The sequence below is a fragment of the Alcaligenes parafaecalis genome (genome assembly GCF_026344135.1).
GTDB classification, from domain to species: domain Bacteria; phylum Pseudomonadota; class Gammaproteobacteria; order Burkholderiales; family Burkholderiaceae_B; genus Alcaligenes; species Alcaligenes parafaecalis.
Map to the genome: position 1 here is coordinate 221923 of NZ_JAPKNA010000002.1, position 18369 is coordinate 240291.

An 18369-nucleotide genomic window follows, 5' to 3' on the forward strand; every position below is an offset into this window, starting at 1 on the left:
CCATTTAATGTCTATGTCACCTGTTGTGCCGTCTGAGTTAGGCCAGGATTGCTCCGAGTCCAAGCATATGCAGCAGATTGAGAAGGAAAACTGCTTGTTGTTAGACCAGTTGCAGGTCGTGCAGGAAGAGTTGGGCCGTTTGTACGATAGCCCCCAAGATGTTTGGAGTGGTTTGACGCCGACGGTCATTAATGTGGCACCTGTAGATGTGCGACTTATAGAGTCTCAGGCGGAAACTGCTCGGTTGGAGTTCCTGCTCAAAGTGCAAACACAACTGCATGATTTAAAGACTCAATACGCTTTAGCCGCTCAGTTAGGCGATATTTTGATTGAGGGTGTGCAGTCCACAGGCTCGTTGATTTCGGTGCCTGGGCGTTTGCGTCAGGCTTGGCGTCAAAGTCGTCGCACGCAGCCTCCTGCTGCATTGGGTGGAAAGTCCTTTGACAAAATCATTCAGGCTTATCAGCAAGGAGGGGACCAACAGGTCGAGTCCTTGTTGAGTCAGGCTTCTGTGTCAAAAAGCGTGCAAGCCAGTGCTTGGACAGCCGTAGCCCGGACCTATATGACGACAGAGCCCGCACTGGTTGCAACGATGGCGCGCCGCGCGTTTGCTTTGGAGCCACGTGGGTTTCGTCAAAAGTGGTTGGCGTTTCGATTACATGAGTCGGGTGATTTGCTGGAGGCAGAAGCGCTCTTGACGCTCTTGCCGGAAGATGTGCCTTTTACTGATTCTGAGGCGCGTCAACGCGATCGTTTGCTGAAGCAGGCGGCAGAATTCCGTTTGGATAACGCTCGCTCTTTGTCCGGAGTTGATGCGCAATATGAGGATGTGCGGCGTCAATGGGATGAGTTGGCTCAGTCGCGCAACACGATTGCCAGTACTTTGGAGCAGCAAGGTAGACAGCTATCGGGTGCGCGAGATGAGGCGCGGCGTTTGAAGCAAGCGGAGCAAGAGCAACGTGTAGTAGCTGAATCGCTGCGGGCGCAGATCCGGCAGTTAGAGGAAGTGCACCAGGAAAGGCTTCAAGAGCGAAAACTGCAAGGGGATCAACAGCGACAACTTGTACTTCAGGAGCAGAGCAATACGCAGACTGCGCTTAAGCAAGTAGCGGTTTTGAAACGTGAGCTCGAGCAAGAAGGGTTGTTGAAGTCACAGGTGCAGCGTGAGTGCTTGGGCTTGCAAGCTGATCTGAAGCGGCTTGAGCAAACCTTGGCTGAAAAGGAAGTCCAGGCGGGGCAATGGTTTGAGCAATGCGTCACTGTACAGGGCGGCTTAGCGGATATGGCCCAGCAGTATGAGGGCCTGAAAGCAGAGTTGCAGACGCATTATCAGGACAAAGAGGCAGCTTTGTCACAACTTCAAGCCTTGATTGTTGCTCACGATGAATTGAATGTAATAGCGGAGCAACGCTTGGGGGAGGTCGGGTCCTTATTGGTTCAGTTAGAAGAATCAGTGGTTGAGTCTGAGGAGCTCCAGGGGCAATTGCGGGATACGCAGGCAGAGAAAGATTCTTTTCTGTCGCAAGTACAAGAGTTGATAGGTGCTCGTGATGAGTTGGCTGAACTTGCTGCCCAGCGGTTGGATGAAGTGCACTCGTTGCAATCTCAAGTTCAGGCAATAGCGCAGGAACTAGATGAGGCTAGGCAGCAAGTTAATGTGGAGCGAACAGGCTACAAGTCTTTGCAGGCTGAGCTTAGTCAAGCTTTCCAAGTGCGTGATGAACACATCGCTTTGGCTGCGCAGCGCCAGGGAGAACTGCTGCAGCAAGCTAAAGAGCAACTGAACTTGGAAAAGAGTAAAGCCGCACTGGAGACTCGTCAGTTAGAGTTACAGCAAGCATTGTCGGCACAGACTGCACGCGAAACGGACTTGCTTGAGCGCCTGAATGTTCAGGTGCAGTCGTTGGTCGAGCGTGAGATGGCCGTGCCAACCGCCTATGAGGAATTGTTTAAAAAGCAATCTGACGATTTGGTACGAGTCCGTCGTCATCTTGAAACAGCGCTTAAGAATAATAGTGCCAATGCGGTACGTCAGTTGCAGTCCTTTGTCGGGATGCAGGAGTATTTTGCCACCGGAGTGCTACCCGCGTTCAACAGCGAAGCTCACAGTTGGCCTGTATCTGCGGACTTTGCATTATGTTTGATGCGGCAATTGGTGCTTAAACCCTATGACCTTGTGATTGAGTTTGGGTCAGGGATGTCCACCGTTATTGTGGCCAAGTCTTTGGCCTTGATGGCTGAACGTAACGGCACTCGTCAGACTCAGTTCGTTTCCTTCGAGCATCTGGATTCGTATTATCAGCAAACATTGGCTTATATCCAGCAAGCAGGGCTGGAGAAGACTGTCCAGTTGACACTGGCGCCAATTGAGGATTGGCAGGCGGCGGATGGTCAAGTTTATCCGTATTACAGCTGCCAAAGCACCTTGGCCAAACTTGCCAAGCAAAGACAAGCTTCTCGAAAACGCATTTTGGTGATTGTAGATGGTCCTCCGGCGGCTACGGGCCCTCAAGCCCGATACCCCGCAGGTCCTTTGTTGGTGGAGTATTTCCCTAACGCACACATTGATTTTTTGATGGATGACTATATCCGCGAAGATGAAAAACAAGTGGTGCAACATTGGTTGGCAGATATAGAAGCCCTGGGAATGACTGGAACATCTACTGAATACAAGCTTGAAAAAGACGCCTGTTTATTAACTGTTTACCCTAAAGACTCAAGGTAAGTTTATGAAAATCTTAACTGTATTTGGCACTCGACCGGAGGCCATCAAAATGGCTCCGGTGGTTAAGGCGCTGGCTGCCGACTCTGCGTTTGATGCGCGTGTGTGTGTAACAGGTCAGCACCGCCAGATGCTGGATCAGGTTCTGGATATTTTTTCCATCAAACCTGATTTTGATTTGAACCTGATGAAGCCTGGCCAGGACCTGTATGACATCACTAGCAATGTGCTGCTGGGTATGCGTGATGTGTACAAACAATGGCAACCTGACATGATTCTGGTGCATGGTGATACGACTACCACCATGGCCGCAGCTTTGTCGGCCTATTACGCCAAGATCAAGGTTGGTCACGTAGAGGCTGGCTTGCGCACTCACAATAAGTACTCGCCTTGGCCAGAAGAAATGAACCGTCGCCAAGCAGGCGTACTGGCTGATGTGCACTTTGCTCCAACCGAGCAATCACAATCGCATTTGTTGCGTGAAGGTGTGGATCCCAAGACGGTACACATCACGGGCAATACCGTAATCGATGCGCTGCTGGATGTAGCCGCACGTGTACGTCAGGACTCGGAACTACGTAGCCGCTTTGAGGCGCAGTTCTCTTTTATCAATCCAGCCAAACGCTTGGTTCTGGTGACGGGGCATCGTCGCGAGAACTTTGGTTCTGGCTTCGAAAACATCTGCCTGGCCTTGCGCCAGATTGCCTCCCGTGGCGATGTGCAGGTGGTGTATCCAGTGCACTTGAATCCAAATGTTCAGGAACCAGTACGTCGTATCTTATCCGACGTTTCCGACGTTCATTTGATCGAACCACTGGATTATTTGCCCTTTGTTTATCTGATGGATCGTTGTGACCTTTTGGTCACCGACTCCGGGGGCATTCAGGAAGAAGCGCCTTCTTTGGGTAAGCCGGTATTGGTGATGCGAGACACGACCGAGCGCCCTGAAGCTGTGGATGCAGGAACTGTGCGTTTGGTGGGAACAGAAACACAAGCCATTGTCAGCGCTGCCACTCAGTTGCTGGATGACACTGCTGAATATGATCGTATGGCACGGGCGCACAACCCTTATGGTGACGGCAAAGCCGCTACCCGCATTGGTGAAATTTTAAAAACTTTGAACTATTGATTCGGAAGACCAGCATGTTTGAAACTTTATCCATGATCGGCTTGGGCTATATCGGCCTGCCTACCGCAACATTATTTGCCTCCCGTCGCAAGACGGTGATTGGCGTTGATGTGAACGCTTACGCGGTCGACACGATCAATCAAGGCCGGATTCATATCGTTGAACCTGAACTGGACATGTTGGTGCAGGCCGCCGTTCATGGCGGTTACCTGCGCGCTACGCTGACACCTGAGCCTGCTGATGCATTTCTGATCGCCGTACCTACTCCTTTCCTTGAAGGCAACAAACCAGATCTGAGCTATATCGCCGATGCTGCTAAAGCGATTGCTCCTGTGCTGAAAAAAGGCAATCTGGTTATTCTGGAATCGACTTCTCCGGTAGGCACTACAGAGCAATTGGCTCAATGGTTGGCGCAGGCACGTCCAGACTTGAGTTTTCCTCAGCAAGCTGGTGAGGAGGCTGATGTCCAGGTTGCTTATTGTCCTGAGCGTGTTTTACCTGGTCGCGTCGTGCATGAGCTGGTTAGTAATGACCGTGTGATCGGTGGCATGACTCAGAAGGCTACTGAAATGGCTACTGCGTTGTACCGGATTTTTGTAGAAGGCGCCTTGGTCCCAACGAATGCGCGTACCGCCGAGATGTGCAAGCTGACAGAAAACAGCTTCCGCGACGTCAATATCGCATTTGCCAACGAGCTGTCTCTGATTTGCGATCGCTTGAATATTAATGTGTGGGAACTGATCAGCCTGGCTAACCGTCACCCACGCGTTAATATTTTGCAGCCCGGTGCCGGGGTGGGTGGTCACTGCATCGCCGTGGACCCATGGTTCATTGTGGACAAGACTCCTGAAGAAGCTCGCATTGTTCGTTTGGCTCGTGAGATCAACGACTACAAGCCGGAGTGGGTAGTAGAAAAAGTGAAAGCGGCAATTGCAGGTGTGTTGTCGTTGCGTCCTGACGCTCGCATGGCGGATATCAAAGTGGCATGCCTGGGCCTGGCATTCAAACCGGATATCGATGACTTGCGTGAAAGCCCCGCTGTTGGTGTTGCCAAGAAAATTGCCAACCTGGGCTGCAAAGTACATGCCGTAGAACCCAACATCGACGATTTGCCTGCCAAGCTGCAAGGCACAGGTATTGAGCTGTCTGCTTTAGGTAGCGCGTTGGCTGATGCCGATGTTGTCTGCGTTCTTGTTAAACATCGTCCATTCATCGAGCAAGTCGCTGAGATTCGTAAGCATGCTCAGTGCATTGACGTTGTGGGTTTGTTTGCGGAATAAGCGCGAGAGAAGCAGAAAAGGCTGATATGTTGCAATCGAAAGTAAGTAGTGCTGCGCGGGCATTTCGCGATGGGGATTATGCTCAGGCGATGGCTCTGTACAAAGAGCTGGGAGAGCAGTTGGGGCACCAGTTTTTTGCTGCGAACTTAGCTTTATGTCAGTCACGCCTAGGCGTGTCTGCAAGCTATGGTGAGTTAGCCAATTTGCCTGCTAAGCAACTGCGTGTGGCGGGGGTAATGGATGAATTTACTTTTCACTCCTACGACCCGGAATGTGAGCTGTTGCAGTTGCATCCTGAGCATTGCATTGAGCAGCTAGAAAGCTTCAAGCCACATATACTTTTTATTGAGTCAGCCTGGCAGGGATTTGAGCAGCTCTGGAAACTGAAGATCAGTACAAATGGGCCGGAAATTAACGCTTGTATCGATTGGTGCAAGCGTAATGGCGTGCCTACCTTGTTTTGGAATAAAGAGGATCCAGTGCACTTTGGCACATTTATCCCTTTGGCCAAGCAAGTGGATTATGTGTTTACGACTGACATTGATTGTGTGCCCAAGTACAAGGCTCATGTAGGCCACGACCAGGTCTACTTTTTGCCTTTCGCGGCACAGCCCAAAACGCATAATCCAATCGAGATTTTTGATCGTAAGGACGCTTTCAATTTTGCGGGCTCTTACTATCTTCGTTATCCAGAGCGCCAACGAGACTTTGCTGCACTGATTGATGCAGTCAAAGATCTGCGTCCAGTTGAGATCTATGATCGTAATGCGGATAACCCACATCCACATTACACCTTCCCCGATGAGTACAAGCCCATGATTCTGGGCAAACTACCGTTCGCCGAAATTGATAAAGCTTATAAAGGTTATCGCTACGGCATCAATATGAACACCATCAAGCAATCACAGACGATGTTTGCGCGAAGAGTGTTTGAGTTGCTGGCCTCGAATACGGTTGTGGTATCGAATTTTTCGCGCGGAGTCCGATTGCTGTTTGGCGATCTGGTGGCCTCATCAGATCAACCTGAAACATTGACCCGCTGGTTGCAGGACGTTGTCCAGGACGATGTTATTTATCGTAAGACTCGTTTGTTGGGCTTGCGTAAAGTAATGGGGGAGCATACCTATTCGCATCGCCTGGCTTATATCCGTGCCAAGCTGACGAATACCGTTTACGCCCCTCCGTTGCCACCTGTTGTGCTGCTCGCTGCTGCATCGACACAAGCAGAGGTGCTGAGTTTGGTGGAGACTTTCCGACATCAGGCTTATCCATATAAACAGTTGCATATTGTATGCAGTTTACCAAAGCCAGAGATTAATTCGGTTGACTTCATCCAGCATGAAAATGTAGAGACGTTGCTTAATCATCTGCGTACGGTGGATCCGGGAACGTTGGTAGGTGAGTGGTGTAAGGACGACTACTACGGCGAGCATTATCTGACTGATTTGGCTTTGGCCAGTACTTATAGCAGTGCCTCTGCGTTTGGTAAGTCCACGCATTACAAGGTCAAAGAGGGGGGGCTTGTCTTGGAATCTCCCAACGGCCAGTATCGTTACGTGGATTCAGTAAGCGCGCGTAGTGGTATCGCTAGGTTGTCGGCATTGTCACAGGGCTGGCAGACCGAGATACTGGCTAGCCCAGGGCAGTTCAAGTTCGGTGTGAAACAGGTTTTGGCGATTGACGAGTTCAATTACATTGAGAATGGTGTTGCTTTGCCGGTTGAGCTGCATAGGCAAGTGGATGATCTGCCTTTAGCAGATCTGGGTGTGTCATTTTCTGAGCATCTGGCGGCCACATCGGCACGTTTGCCAGCTGCTTCCTCTCTGGCGGGTGGAGATAGCAGCAACCTTCCTCAAATCAGTGCGACTGAATTACGCACTATGCTGGCCGCTCGCGAGGGGGTAAGTCTTGGTGTGCACGAGAATCGCTTGCGGATAGTTTCGACGTTGAAGCCTGGGCAGTTTGTGTATTTATATGCCAAGAAGGTCAAAGCGCGTGAGGAAATGAATTTGCTGCTTAATAGCCAGTTTGAGCTTTGTTGCGAGGGCAGTTTGGCTGTTAAGACCGTATTTGAGTTTCAGGATAAAGACGGTAAGAAAATCTCCCATCAGATGAATCATGCAGGTGACAAACATGCACTTGCTATTCCCGCCCATTGCACCCAGATTCGTTTTGGCTTGCGCATTGAAGGAAGCGGTGATGTATTGATTGAACGGTTGGTTTTGGGCAGCAATGCCGAGCGACCCGCCGCCATTATTTGTCGGTCCCCTTATCTTGTCTTGACCAAGCAGTATCCGGCCTATGAGGACTTGTATAGATACGGGTTTCTACATAGCCGAATTCGTGCTTACCAGCGTGAAGGGCAGATCGTCGATATTTTCCGAATCAGTAAGGATCCCGCGGGCTATCGTGAGTTTGAAGGGATCGATGTGGCAAATGGCGATGCCGACCTGCTTGATGCCACACTGGCTACCGGTCAGATCCGTCATGTGCTAGTGCATATTCTTGACAGCAATATGTGGCGCGTGCTGCAGAAGTATTTGGACACTGTCCGAGTTACTGTTTGGGCGCATGGGTCTGAGATCCAGGCTTGGGAGCGTCGTCAGTTTGAGTTCGAGGGGCTTGCAGAATCGGAAATTACCCGTCGGAAAAAATTGGGGGAGCAACGCAATGCATTTTGGCGCGATATCCTTAAGGCTCCGCACCCTAATCTGCATATGGTTTTTGTGTCCCAGTACTTCGCTCAAGAAGTGTTCTCTGATCTGGGGGTCAGCCTTCCTAAAGACAAGTACAGCATTATCCACAACGCTATCGATACTTCACTGTTTTCCTATCAGGAAAAGGATGTTGAGCAGCGTAAGTGTGTGTTGTCTATCCGGCCATATACAGCGCGTGCCTATGCGAATGATCTTAGCGTGAAGGCTGTGCAGTATTTGAGTGAAAAACCCTTTTTCCAAGACTTGCGGTTTCACTTTATTGGTGATGGTGAGCTATTTGAAGAAACGTTAGCTCCTTTACATGAGTTTCCTAATGTCCATATAGAGAGAGGGTTTTTGACTCAGTCTGAGATCGCGAAACTGCATAAAAAATATGGGATATTTCTGGTGCCAACACGCTGTGATTCACAGGGCGTGTCTCGGGATGAGGCGATGGCTTCAGGACTTGTGCCGGTTACAAATGCGGTTTCGGCGGTATCTGAGTTTGTTGATCCTGAGTGTGGTGCTCTAGTGCCTAGCGAAGATGCGGTAGGCTTGGCAGCAGCAATTGAAGATTTGTATTATGCGCCGGAACAGTTTTCACGTTTGTCCTGGAATGCGCAGAAACGAGTGCGCTCTCAAAGCGAATCTAAAAATATGATTAATCAAGAAATTGATTTGATGGAAAAATAGATGAGCCATGGTTTTATGGAGCTAGATGGTTTTGTGATATCAAAGCCAGAGAGAAATTTATTTTCTTTTCGCAATATATTTAGCCTTTCTGGACAAAAAGAATATTTAATATTTGCAGATGGATTGGTGAATGGAAAAGAAATTCGTATAGATCGTTTGTCTGGCTCTACGATTGATGCTGATGGAGTTGATCTAGAGAGTTTAGTCGAAGATCAATCCGAAGGGGCATGGGTTAGGCTAATCTTTAATCGAGAAAAGCAGGAAGTAACGATTAATACAGATTTTTTGGGTTTTTACAGACTTTTTTATACTCTTCCTGAAAATAATAGTGCGGGTGTATTTGCAATAAGTAATAGGTTCGATCATTTGGCTGATTTTTTGCGGAAGAATAAAGCGAGTTTGATGTTGGATTCAGATTTTCTTCTCCCGACATTAGGCTCTTGTGATTTGTTTTTTAACCATCCCTATTCGGATGATACTAGCTGTAGTTCTATAAAAACATTGGGGGTCGGTGAATCAATTGTAGTTGGCAGAAGAGAGGTTTCTATACGGAAGAATCAAGCATCAATGCTTGTGGTTAGTGGGGGGGCTAGTTATAAGGATCTTCTGGGAATAGGTATAGAACGGGCCGTTTCAAAGATAAAAAATATATCAGCCAATATTGATACCAGTCAAACCTTGATTTCTATGTCTGGGGGCAAAGATTCGAGGACTTGTCTTGCTATTTATTTGGCAGCAATGGGGCATAAAGGCCTTTCTTTGACTTCGAAAAATCCTGATTTAATAGAGAACAAAGAATCTAGGAAGACGGTAGAGGCAGATTTTAATATAGCTAGTTTTATCGGGAATTTTTATAAAATTAAACCAGCAGGCTCAGATACGAGGGAGCGAGTTTATTGTAGTTATGAAGACTCTCTAGATCACTGGATGTCTCATAATTCAAATAATTATTTTTCATATTTTTACCCTGCTTCGAGTTATATAAAAGGAGGGGCTGCCAATTGTTATCTCGATATTATGGGAGGGGGAGGGGAGGTTTTAAGGAAATCGGAGCTTTATGATCGTTTGCTTCGAATTGCTGACGGAAAGGTTAAGTTTGAAAATGTTGCTCAATCTGTTGAAACTGATTTATCAAAGATTTTTAGATTGTTGGTGAAAGGATTGCCTAGGGATTCTAGATTCATGTCGGCGATGGATTATTTTGTTCATAACATGAAAAAAATCCCTGGTGAAAATATTGAAGAGATGTTGAATAATAGGTATCTACTGCGTAGAAATAATAGGCATTTTGGTATTCAAAGAAGAGCGGCAAAAAATGGAAGATTTATTTGTTTGCCATTAGTTCAGCCTGAGTTTTATTGGGCGGCAAATAAAATAGATTTAAATTTGAAGAAAAATGGAAAACTCATCTTTGATATTATTAATGAATGTCGGCCTGATTTAAATATGTTTGATTATCAGTCGGGATGGTGGAGTCGGGAAGTTACAAAATCTGGTCCAGAGATTGGGCTGGATATAATGGCAAAATCTGTTGGAAGGACTGTTTATGGAAAGAGATTGAGGGAGAGGCGTAGTATCACGCTGGATGTAAATGCTCCCGTTGAAAATAGAGCGGTAGATGACTACGTGTTAGGGAAAATAAAAACAAATATAGGGCTATTAAGAGACGCGGGTTTAGTGGGGGAGGTATTGGAGAATTATTTATATAAAAAAGTTGCAGCTAATCGATCGTTGGCTGGGTTGGTTTTAGTTAAAACAGAAAGTGCTGTTCAGGTTGCAAGAGATTCAGGTTTTTCTATAAAAGAAAAAATAATTTAAATAAAGAGGGTAATGGCTAATGCCGGATATTGATGAGGTGCTTTTAAAAGAAATAAAGCTAAAGTATAGGCTTGTTCTTGGTGGTGATTATGAGCAATTGAAGGCAGAAGGTTTTATTCCTCGTCCGGGTGTTAAGCCCATTAAATTAGCACTGCCTTTTAAATGGAGATATCCTGATAGAAATGTGGAGTTTACTCTGCATTCTTGGCGGTTTTTAAATCCATTGCTTAGTAAGTTTTTGTCAAGCTCTGATACTTCATATTTGATAGAAGCGCTTGAGTACGTTAAGAATTGGCAATCTTATAAAACGTCGGAAGATAAAAAAAGTCAATTTCTTTGGTACGATATGGCGGTGGGGCTGAGGTCTATTATATTAGGGTTTTTTTTAGAGCTTTATAAAAAAAATATTCTCCCCCTTGATGATGGGGATTTTCTTTTATTGAGTGATTTAGCAACTGAGCATATAGATAATTTATCTTGTGAAAAAAATATTACAGCTGGTAATCATGCTTTGTATCAGGTAATGGGCTTGAGGATTTTATCTTTGTCTGTAGGTCAAGGTGAGAGGTTTTTGGGTTATTGCACTTCCATCTTGGAAAATCTTATCTCGCTAAGTTTCGATAAATACTCGGTAAATAATGAAAACTCACCTTTTTATCACGGCTACAACGTAGAGCTATTGTCTAGAATGAGATGCGGGGTTTTTCCTGGCTTAGATGAAAAAATAAATAATATTATTCGTGACGGCTCTGCTATTACTGGGTGGCTAACAGGTATTGATGGTAAATATTATTCCGTAGGGGACTCTGAGGGGGAGGGGAAGCCTATAAAAAGTGCTGGCCCATTTGATCTTATTCAGTCAAGAGTTAAGCATGTCCACAAGGATCTTAGCCCTTCTGGCTATCTTGCTGTTAGGACGCATCCGCGTATTGATGTTTTAGATAGTTTTTCTCTTCTTTTCCATGCCACTAACAGCAGCTATGTTCATGCTCATGCGGATCATCTTTCTTTCGTGGTCTTCCTAAGAGGCCAGGAGTTGATTACTGATCCCGGTAAATATACTTACGAGTATGGAGCATGGCGTGATTATTTTATATCGGATAAAGCCCACAATGTTATTGGTTTGAGTGACCGCATTTTTCTTCCTAAAGATATCTCTCTGGGTGCTGCTAGCATCGACCCTATTGAGTTGGGAGAGGACTTTTACCGTCTTTCGGGCTCTGTAAGGAAATCAGAAGATTTTTCATTTTCCAGGAATCTGCTATATAGGCCGGAGTGTGGGTTGTTTCTCCATGATACTGTTTGCAACCAAACCTCCTCAAATTCCGAGATGAGATTCCATTTTGGAAAAGATATAAGCGCTATTTTTGAAGATGGTCTTGTTGTCTTGAAAAAAGATAAAAATTTGTTGGCTATTTTAAAGCCACAAAATAATTATAATTCTATTTCTATAAGACGTGGTGAAGAGGCTGGGTTTGGTTGGGCTAGTAAGCATTATAATAAAAAATTTGAAATAGATGTTTTGGTTATAGAATATGCTGCAAATGTTTCTGAAATAATTACAGAAATTTTATTTAAGAGCTGATTTTTTGACGGAATCATTGTGAATAAATATTTTCTGGCAATAAAAGATAAGGCGCAAAAAAATAAAAATAATAAAAAATTATTTGTAGATTTTTATAGAATACGAAGAAAATTGGCTTTCGATATACCTTTTGTTTCATTGGGGAAAGATGATTTTTTGAAAATTAGAAATTTTCAGTCTCCTTATCCTTATGAGATTTGGGTTTTATGGGCTTTAGAGGATAGGGTATTTTCCTTTCTTGATGTTGAGGATTGTGTTGATTTTCTTGAGCGAGATGTCGAGGCCTTAGCCTCTCTGCCGGATTATCGCTATTCCTATAGGCTGGATTTAAAGTTTTCTCATATCGTACGTATTTTAAGTTCGGTATTAAATAACTGTATTTATATAAGTGATAATTTTCGTTCTAAATTGATTGGTGGGTTAGAGCGCGCGGTGTCTATTGGGCTTCCGATTTATGAGGCAGAGTATAAGTATATAGAAACGCCTGAGGATATTTTGCGGCAGCCAAACCCTGATCGGTATTTGCATAATATTGCAGTGATTGGCACTGCTATGCTTGCGCTTGCAGCGACTGCAATTAATCACCCCTCTTCTTCTAATTTAAATAGAAAAGTAAATATTTTATTTCAGGCTATTTTTGAATTAAGAGGGGGCGGTCACACAGAAGGGGTTTCTTATGACGGGTATATTCTTGATTTTTTTCTGGATTGGTTAAAAGAACAGCCTTCTGCTGTGCGGATGGATTTTTTGAATCATCCCGAGCTACATAGAATCTGCCATCAAGCGATTTTGCTTTCTGCGCCAGGTGACATAATGAACACGGCTTCGATTGGAGATGTAGAGCCATTTCATATGCCGTTTATATGGTCAGCTATTGCTAAGTTACAAAACTTTCAACCTCACTCCACTTTAGCTTGGGCGTTATCTGCATGTGATTGTAAGCAATTGAGAGCTGATGCTTTGCGGGTTCTAGCATATACGGAGACGATGGAAGGCAATGCGAGAACTTTGCCAAATGATGAGCTCGTTAATTATGCTGTGATGCTGCGCTCTGGTTATGAGGCAGATGCCTTGGCTGTGGCCATCGGACTTAATCGCTCTTCTATGGGGCACATACAGTGTGACAATGGTTCCCTAGTGCTAGGGATGAGTAAAAGATGGTGGATAGATGATCCTGGCTACCAACAGTATGCGGAAAGCTCAGAGCGGGAGTTCACGGTTGGATATACAGCGCATAACACTCCTGTAATTAATGGAGTAGGGCAGAGCTTTAAAAAAGGTAAACAAATACTTCAAGGCCTCCCCAACCCCTCATTGCAGGTTAAGTTTGTCGTCTTGGACTTGACTGATTGCTACCCTGCTGAGGCTAAGGCGCTACGGGTGTGGCGTGCTGTTTGGCTAGTTCGGGATCAGCATGTTGTTGTGTGCGATTTTGTTCAATCAGATGCTCCTTCGAGGTTGGGCTGGCATTGGCACGGGCATCCTTCCTTATTTTGGGGGATGTCCTTTGGGGGAATGAGTTTGCAGTCCGAGGAAAGTCCTAGTGATCAACTGCATGTTATGAGCCCGCAGATGGAATTGGGGCTGCGAGACCTGCACCGATTGCCGGGTTCCCGTGGGCAGCAAACGATTTGCCGGAGCGTTTTAGCCCCTGAGAATGTAGCTGTCTGGTGGGTGTTTTCCAGAAAATCACAGCGTCCTGTGCTCAGTATCAATCAAGACTCTTTTGAGGTCGATGGAACGCGTGTTTCGTTGGGCAACTGCAAATTCATGTCTGAACATGCCGTGAGTTTTTTGCCTTCGGAGCACGAGCCAGTGGGAGTGCTTGCATGGCGTAGAGAACATTCCGTCTATGTGATTTGCAGGGCTAATCCCGTGCATTTTTCAGGTGAAGTTGAGTATGCGTATTATTTGATGGCTGACGGTAAGAGGGTGCTGGCTCAGTGGTATGGGCCAGATGATCGAGTTGTCTTGGATATACCAGTTGGGTGTAGGCAGTCCTTATTGAAAGTGCATGGTTTTGTGCGAGAAAAAGCGAATCCAGATCGGAGAGTAATGAGAGTCGTATCAGTGTGAAAGGCCCCTCTTGATTTGTAGATCTGGCATTTTGATGAAACACCGTTATATATTGCTGACCGTAGATACTGAGGCTCTATGCAGACGCGCAGAGGATAACCATGTCCAACGCCTGGTCTGGGGCGAACACCCCACCGGAACTGCAGGCATCCGCGAAATGAGCGCCATTGGTGACGAGTTCGGCGCCAAGCATGTCTTCTTTGTAGACTTATGCGCCACGCTTACACAGCAAGCCGAGATGCTGGAAGCAGTTCGCTGGCTGGATCAGCAAGGTCAGGATGTGCAACTACACGCCCATCCTGAAACCTTGCCCAAGTCTTTCTGGGCCAAACATCGTTTGCCTGCCACTCCCGGTTTGATGAACCAATACAAAGACCAGAGCCGCGCCGAATTTGTCTTCCGACACTTCGGCAAGCTGATCTCCGACGTTACAGGCAAACCCATCCTGGCCCATCGTGCAGGCTCGTTCCGCTGGAATGCCCTCACAATCCGAGCTTTGCAGGCTGTCGGTATTCCTCTGTCGTTCAACCAGTCCATGCGGGCCGCCTTGTTGAAACGCTGCCCACTCGGCCAGCCCGACTGCTTGCCTTATGCCTGGTCGAACGGAACGATTGAAGTCCCGGTAACAGAGCGTTTTACGCCCGGTGTGCCCGATGGCAAACCAGATCGCTGGTCCAGCCTGACGTATCCGGAGTCTTCTTATTTTCAATTTGGTTCGCGGCCTACGACTTTCTGGAAGGATCCTTTGTGGTCCTTGCCCAAGGTCTCGGTGGTGTTGATGCATTCGTGGTCCTTGCTGGACCCGGATGAAAACGGTCATTTCCAGTACACCAACGACCGTCTGCTGGAGGGCTACCGCCTTTTCATGCAACGAGTTGTTAAGGACTACGACGTGATCACCACAGCGGATTTTTTAGATCTGCAGGCGCGGGGTAAAATCCGTCTTTCGCGAACAGTTAACTTAGAGCAGGTAGAAACACAGGTATGAGGGATCGCTACGCAATGATTACGGTCGACACAGAGGCGCTGCCAAAGCGCGCCTCTGACGACCATGTTAATCGTCTGATCTGGGGGCGATTTCCAAAGGGTACGGCCGGTGTCGCCGAGATGTGCAAGATCGGTGATGAATTCGGCGTCAAGCATGTGTTCTTTACGGATTTGTGCGGGGCTTATTCCCGGCTGGATGAACTGAAAGAAGTCATGCGCTGGCTGGACGAGCAAGGTCAGGATGTGCAGTTGCATACTCACCCTGAATACTTGCCCGACAGCTTCTGGAAAGAGCATGGTTTGTCTAACCGCCCGCAGTACATGAACCAGTACACCGAGCAGGCTCGTGCAGAGTTTGTATTCAAGCATTTTGCGGGTTTGATGTCCGAGGTGACGGGCAAGCCGGTTCTGGCGCACCGTGCCGGATCGTTTCGATGGAATGCAGACACGATTCGTGCGTTGAAGGCAGTGGGTATTCCTTTGTCCTTCAACAATTCTGTATGCGCTGTCCATAACAATCAATGCATTTACAGCAAGCCCACGAATAATCCTTTTGCTTGGTCCAATGGCGTGATCGAAGTGCCTATGACCGAGAAACGGATTCTAGGTAAGGTAGGCAAGCCAGAGTGGTGGGCTCGCCTTACTTACCCAGAGTCCAGCTATTTCCGCTTCCGCCCCTGGTGGGGGCAGTTGTTGTTGAATACGCTTAGCGGTAACCCTTCGTTTGCGGTTTTCTTGCTGCATTCCTGGTCTTTGCTGTTTTGGGACGAGAACGGTCTGGGCGAGTACCGAGACGATAGTCGCATGGAAGGCTACCGCAAGTTGCTGGCGCGTCTGACTAAAGACTATGACGTGATTACGACGGCGGAGTTTCTGGATTTGAAGGCCAGAGGCAAGATTGTTGTGCCTGATACGGTGGACTTGTCGCTGGCAGAGCTGCAAGTAGAACCGGACAATAAAATTCAGAAAAAGGCCTGAGGAAAAATGCTCTTTAAGTTATGGCGTGGGCTGTTGCGTGAGCCTTGGATGGCTCTGAGCCGGCGGTTGACCTTGTTTACGGTGCGTCGGCAAACCCGGCGCGGCCAGCGTCGCGAGACACCTTATGAGCCCGTGCCAGGACGTTTGCTGTATGTACCTGCCAGCGCCTTGCCTTATCACATCAGTGGGTACACGACCCGCACCCATGAAATCATCCGCGCCATGCAGGCGGCAGGCGGGGATATTTGTGTACTGACGCGCCCGGGCTATCCCTGGGATCGTAAAGACAGGCTGGTAGATGCCGAGCAAGATGAAACCTTGGTGGATGGAGTGCGTTATGCGCATGCTCGCAATCCGTCCAACAAGCGCCCCGTCATGCAGTTCGCCATAGAAGCCGCCACCTCTATCGCCCAGGAAGCCATCAAGCAACGCGTCGCTGTCATTCACGCCGCTTCCAATCACGTTAACGCTTTACCTGCCTTGATTGCTGCCCGTCAGCTAGGCATTCCGTTTCAATACGAAATGCGTGGCTTGTGGGAGTTAAGTCGTGCATCTCGCATGCCGGAGTTTCGCGATTCTCAAGGTTTCAAACAAGGTCTGGAGCTGGAAGGTCTGGTTGCCAGTCAGGCAGATCGTTTGTTCGTCATTTCCGAGCAATTGGGCCAATACGCCCGTGAACATTGGAACGTGGATCCTGCCCGCATGGGTCTGATGCCCAATTGCGTTGATCCATCCCGTTTTGCTCCCGGTGCCGCTCAGGATGTACAGCCCAATACCATTGTTTATGCCGGTTCCCTGATTGTTTATGAAGGGCTGGATGTCTTGATTGATGCTGTGGCTGATCTGGCTGGCCGTGGCAAGGATATCACCCTGACTATTATTGGAGACGGGGAAGCGCGTGCACAGTTACAAGCCCAGGTGCAGAGCCTGGGTATGGAAAAGCATGTGCTGTTTGCAGGTCGTGTCTCGCCGGATGAGGCTCGTGCTTTGCAAACCAAGGCCGCCTTGGTCTGCATTCCTCGTCGTCCCTTTGAAGTGTGCCGTATTGTGCCTCCCATCAAGCTGGTTGAGGCTATGGCGATGGGCAAGCCTGTCTTGGTGCCGGATTTGCCGGTGTTTCAGGATGAGGTGGGCCCTTGCCGTTCGGTACGTTTTTTTAAAGCGGGTGATGTGCAGGATTTAGCCCGCGTGCTGGATGAGACTTTGCAGGCTGGCCCGGAAGCCTTGGCCCAGGATGGTGTTCTGGCGCGTGAAGAAGCGGTTGCGCGTCGTAGCTGGGCAGACTTTGTGGTGCATGCTTTGCCTGCCGGGGTTCGTTCATGATTGGTCGAGCAATCCGGGCTTTGGGTGCGCGTGTCTACAAGCACCCCACCGTTAGCGAAGACGGCAAGCCTGCAGGGCCATTTGGTCAGTTGAAAGTGGCCTTGGTCTCGGATTACTTCACGGCAGACTGTCTGTCGGCGGAATGCTCCATTCGGATTCTGAACCCGCGTAACTACGAAGAGGTCATCTCCTCCTGGAAGCCGGATCTGGTCTTTGTGGAGTCGGTGTTTCATGGGCTGGGCGGGGTATGGCGTTACGAGCTGGCCAAGCAGTCGCGGCTGATTCGCCTGCGTACCCCACGCACAATTTACAAGCTGGTGCAGTTTGCTAAAGACCAGGGCGTGCCCACGGTGTTCTGGAACAAGGACGATGGGGCTTATTTCGAGCACTTTATTGATGTGGCCAAGGCCTTTGATTATGTGTTCACTACGGACAGTGATTGCCTGCCGCGCTATCGCGCCCGATTGAATCCCGATGTGCCCGTGAACACCTTGAGCATGCCTTATCAGCCCGCGTTCCATAACTTCACGGGTTTTGAGTTCACGCGCAAGGAAGGTTGTTTTACCGGCAGTTATTACCGCCGTATTCTGAGTGAGCGTCGCCGCTTTCTGGACATGGTCTTTGGGGCCTGTGAGGATGCGCAAATGCATCTGAATGCTTACGACAGAAATCATGATCGCTTGTCCCGGCATATTGAGTTTCGTTTTCCTCGCTCAAGTCACGTACAGGTTCACGGACAGGTGCCGCATCGTGAGACGGGGCGTATCTATAAAGAACATGTGATGTGCCTGAATGTGAACTCGGTTACGGACTCGGACACCATGTGTTCGCGCCGTTTATTGGAGATTCTGGCCAGCGGGGGTATTGCTGTGACGAATCCAGGCCGCGCGGTGGATCGTTACTTCAGTGAGTACTGCCACGTGGTGCATTCCCGTGAGCAGGCCAGCGAATTGTTTGCCCGTTTGCGTCAAGGCCCCACCGCTCAGGACTGCGAGCGTGCGGCTGCGGGGGCGGCCTATGTGCGCAAGTTCCACACCTGGGAGCATCGTCTCCAGGAGTTGGCTGATGTGGTCGGCTTCTAG

11 protein-coding genes are annotated in these 18369 nt (G+C 48.1%); all 11 read left to right on the plus strand.

Annotated elements, in window-relative coordinates:
* Nucleotides 1-7: 7 nt before the first annotated feature.
* Genes OSH09_RS07975 through OSH09_RS08025 form a run of 11 tightly spaced genes read left to right on the plus strand, consistent with a single transcriptional unit; the run spans nt 8 to nt 18369 of the window.
* Nucleotides 8-2725, plus strand: a complete 2718-nt coding sequence (locus OSH09_RS07975) for a coiled-coil domain-containing protein (RefSeq protein ID WP_266120660.1) — start codon at nt 8-10, stop codon at nt 2723-2725.
* 4 nt (nt 2726-2729) lie between these two features.
* A complete protein-coding gene (gene wecB / locus OSH09_RS07980; RefSeq protein ID WP_266120661.1) occupies nt 2730-3851 on the plus strand; it encodes a non-hydrolyzing UDP-N-acetylglucosamine 2-epimerase in 1122 nt (373 codons plus the stop codon).
* Nucleotides 3852-3865: 14 nt separating this feature from the next.
* Nucleotides 3866-5131, plus strand: coding sequence for a UDP-N-acetyl-D-mannosamine dehydrogenase (gene wecC, locus OSH09_RS07985; protein ID WP_266120662.1), 1266 nt, complete (start codon nt 3866-3868; stop codon nt 5129-5131).
* A 26-nt stretch (nt 5132-5157) separates the two neighbouring features.
* Nucleotides 5158-8520 (plus strand): glycosyltransferase family protein, encoded by a 3363-nt coding sequence (locus OSH09_RS07990; RefSeq protein ID WP_266120663.1) that lies wholly within the window; start codon nt 5158-5160, stop codon nt 8518-8520.
* A complete protein-coding gene (locus OSH09_RS07995) occupies nt 8521-10338 on the plus strand; it encodes a hypothetical protein (protein WP_266120664.1) in 1818 nt (605 codons plus the stop codon). It abuts the gene before it with no gap.
* Between the two features lie 19 nt (nt 10339-10357).
* Complete coding sequence (locus OSH09_RS08000; RefSeq protein ID WP_266120665.1) at nt 10358-11923, plus strand: heparinase II/III domain-containing protein; 1566 nt, start codon at nt 10358-10360, stop codon at nt 11921-11923.
* Nucleotides 11924-11941: 18 nt separating this feature from the next.
* Nucleotides 11942-13999, plus strand: coding sequence for a heparinase II/III domain-containing protein (locus OSH09_RS08005; protein WP_266120666.1), 2058 nt, complete (start codon nt 11942-11944; stop codon nt 13997-13999).
* Between the two features lie 34 nt (nt 14000-14033).
* Nucleotides 14034-14987: a polysaccharide deacetylase family protein gene (locus tag OSH09_RS08010; RefSeq protein ID WP_266120667.1), complete on the plus strand. Its 954-nt coding sequence runs from the start codon at nt 14034-14036 to the stop codon at nt 14985-14987.
* A complete protein-coding gene (locus OSH09_RS08015; protein ID WP_266120668.1) occupies nt 14984-15964 on the plus strand; it encodes a polysaccharide deacetylase family protein in 981 nt (326 codons plus the stop codon). Before OSH09_RS08010 ends, OSH09_RS08015 begins: the two co-directional genes overlap by 4 nt.
* Before the next feature lie 48 nt (nt 15965-16012).
* Nucleotides 16013-17287 carry a glycosyltransferase family 4 protein gene (locus OSH09_RS08020; protein WP_266120669.1) on the plus strand — a complete coding sequence of 425 codons (1275 nt, stop codon included), beginning with the start codon at nt 16013-16015 and terminating at the stop codon, nt 17285-17287.
* On the plus strand, nt 17284-18369 hold the full coding sequence (locus tag OSH09_RS08025) for a CgeB family protein (protein ID WP_266120670.1): 1086 nt from the start codon (nt 17284-17286) through the stop codon (nt 18367-18369). The genes OSH09_RS08020 and OSH09_RS08025 overlap by 4 nt, the downstream gene beginning before the upstream one ends.

Excerpts from the sequence above, each read along its gene's own strand:
- OSH09_RS08015 (WP_266120668.1), top strand. The coding sequence starts at position 14,984 with ATGAGGGATCGCTACGCAATGATTACGGTCGACACAGAGGCGCTGCCA.
- OSH09_RS07990 (WP_266120663.1), top strand. The coding sequence starts at position 5,158 with ATGTTGCAATCGAAAGTAAGTAGTGCTGCGCGGGCATTTCGCGATGGG.
- wecB (WP_266120661.1), top strand. The coding sequence starts at position 2,730 with ATGAAAATCTTAACTGTATTTGGCACTCGACCGGAGGCCATCAAAATG.
- OSH09_RS08020 (WP_266120669.1), top strand. The coding sequence starts at position 16,013 with ATGGCTCTGAGCCGGCGGTTGACCTTGTTTACGGTGCGTCGGCAAACC.
- OSH09_RS07975 (WP_266120660.1), top strand. The coding sequence starts at position 8 with ATGTCTATGTCACCTGTTGTGCCGTCTGAGTTAGGCCAGGATTGCTCC.
- OSH09_RS08025 (WP_266120670.1), top strand. The coding sequence starts at position 17,284 with ATGATTGGTCGAGCAATCCGGGCTTTGGGTGCGCGTGTCTACAAGCAC.
- OSH09_RS08000 (WP_266120665.1), top strand. The coding sequence starts at position 10,358 with ATGCCGGATATTGATGAGGTGCTTTTAAAAGAAATAAAGCTAAAGTAT.
- OSH09_RS08010 (WP_266120667.1), top strand. The coding sequence starts at position 14,034 with ATGAAACACCGTTATATATTGCTGACCGTAGATACTGAGGCTCTATGC.
- OSH09_RS07995 (WP_266120664.1), top strand. The coding sequence starts at position 8,521 with ATGAGCCATGGTTTTATGGAGCTAGATGGTTTTGTGATATCAAAGCCA.
- wecC (WP_266120662.1), top strand. The coding sequence starts at position 3,866 with ATGTTTGAAACTTTATCCATGATCGGCTTGGGCTATATCGGCCTGCCT.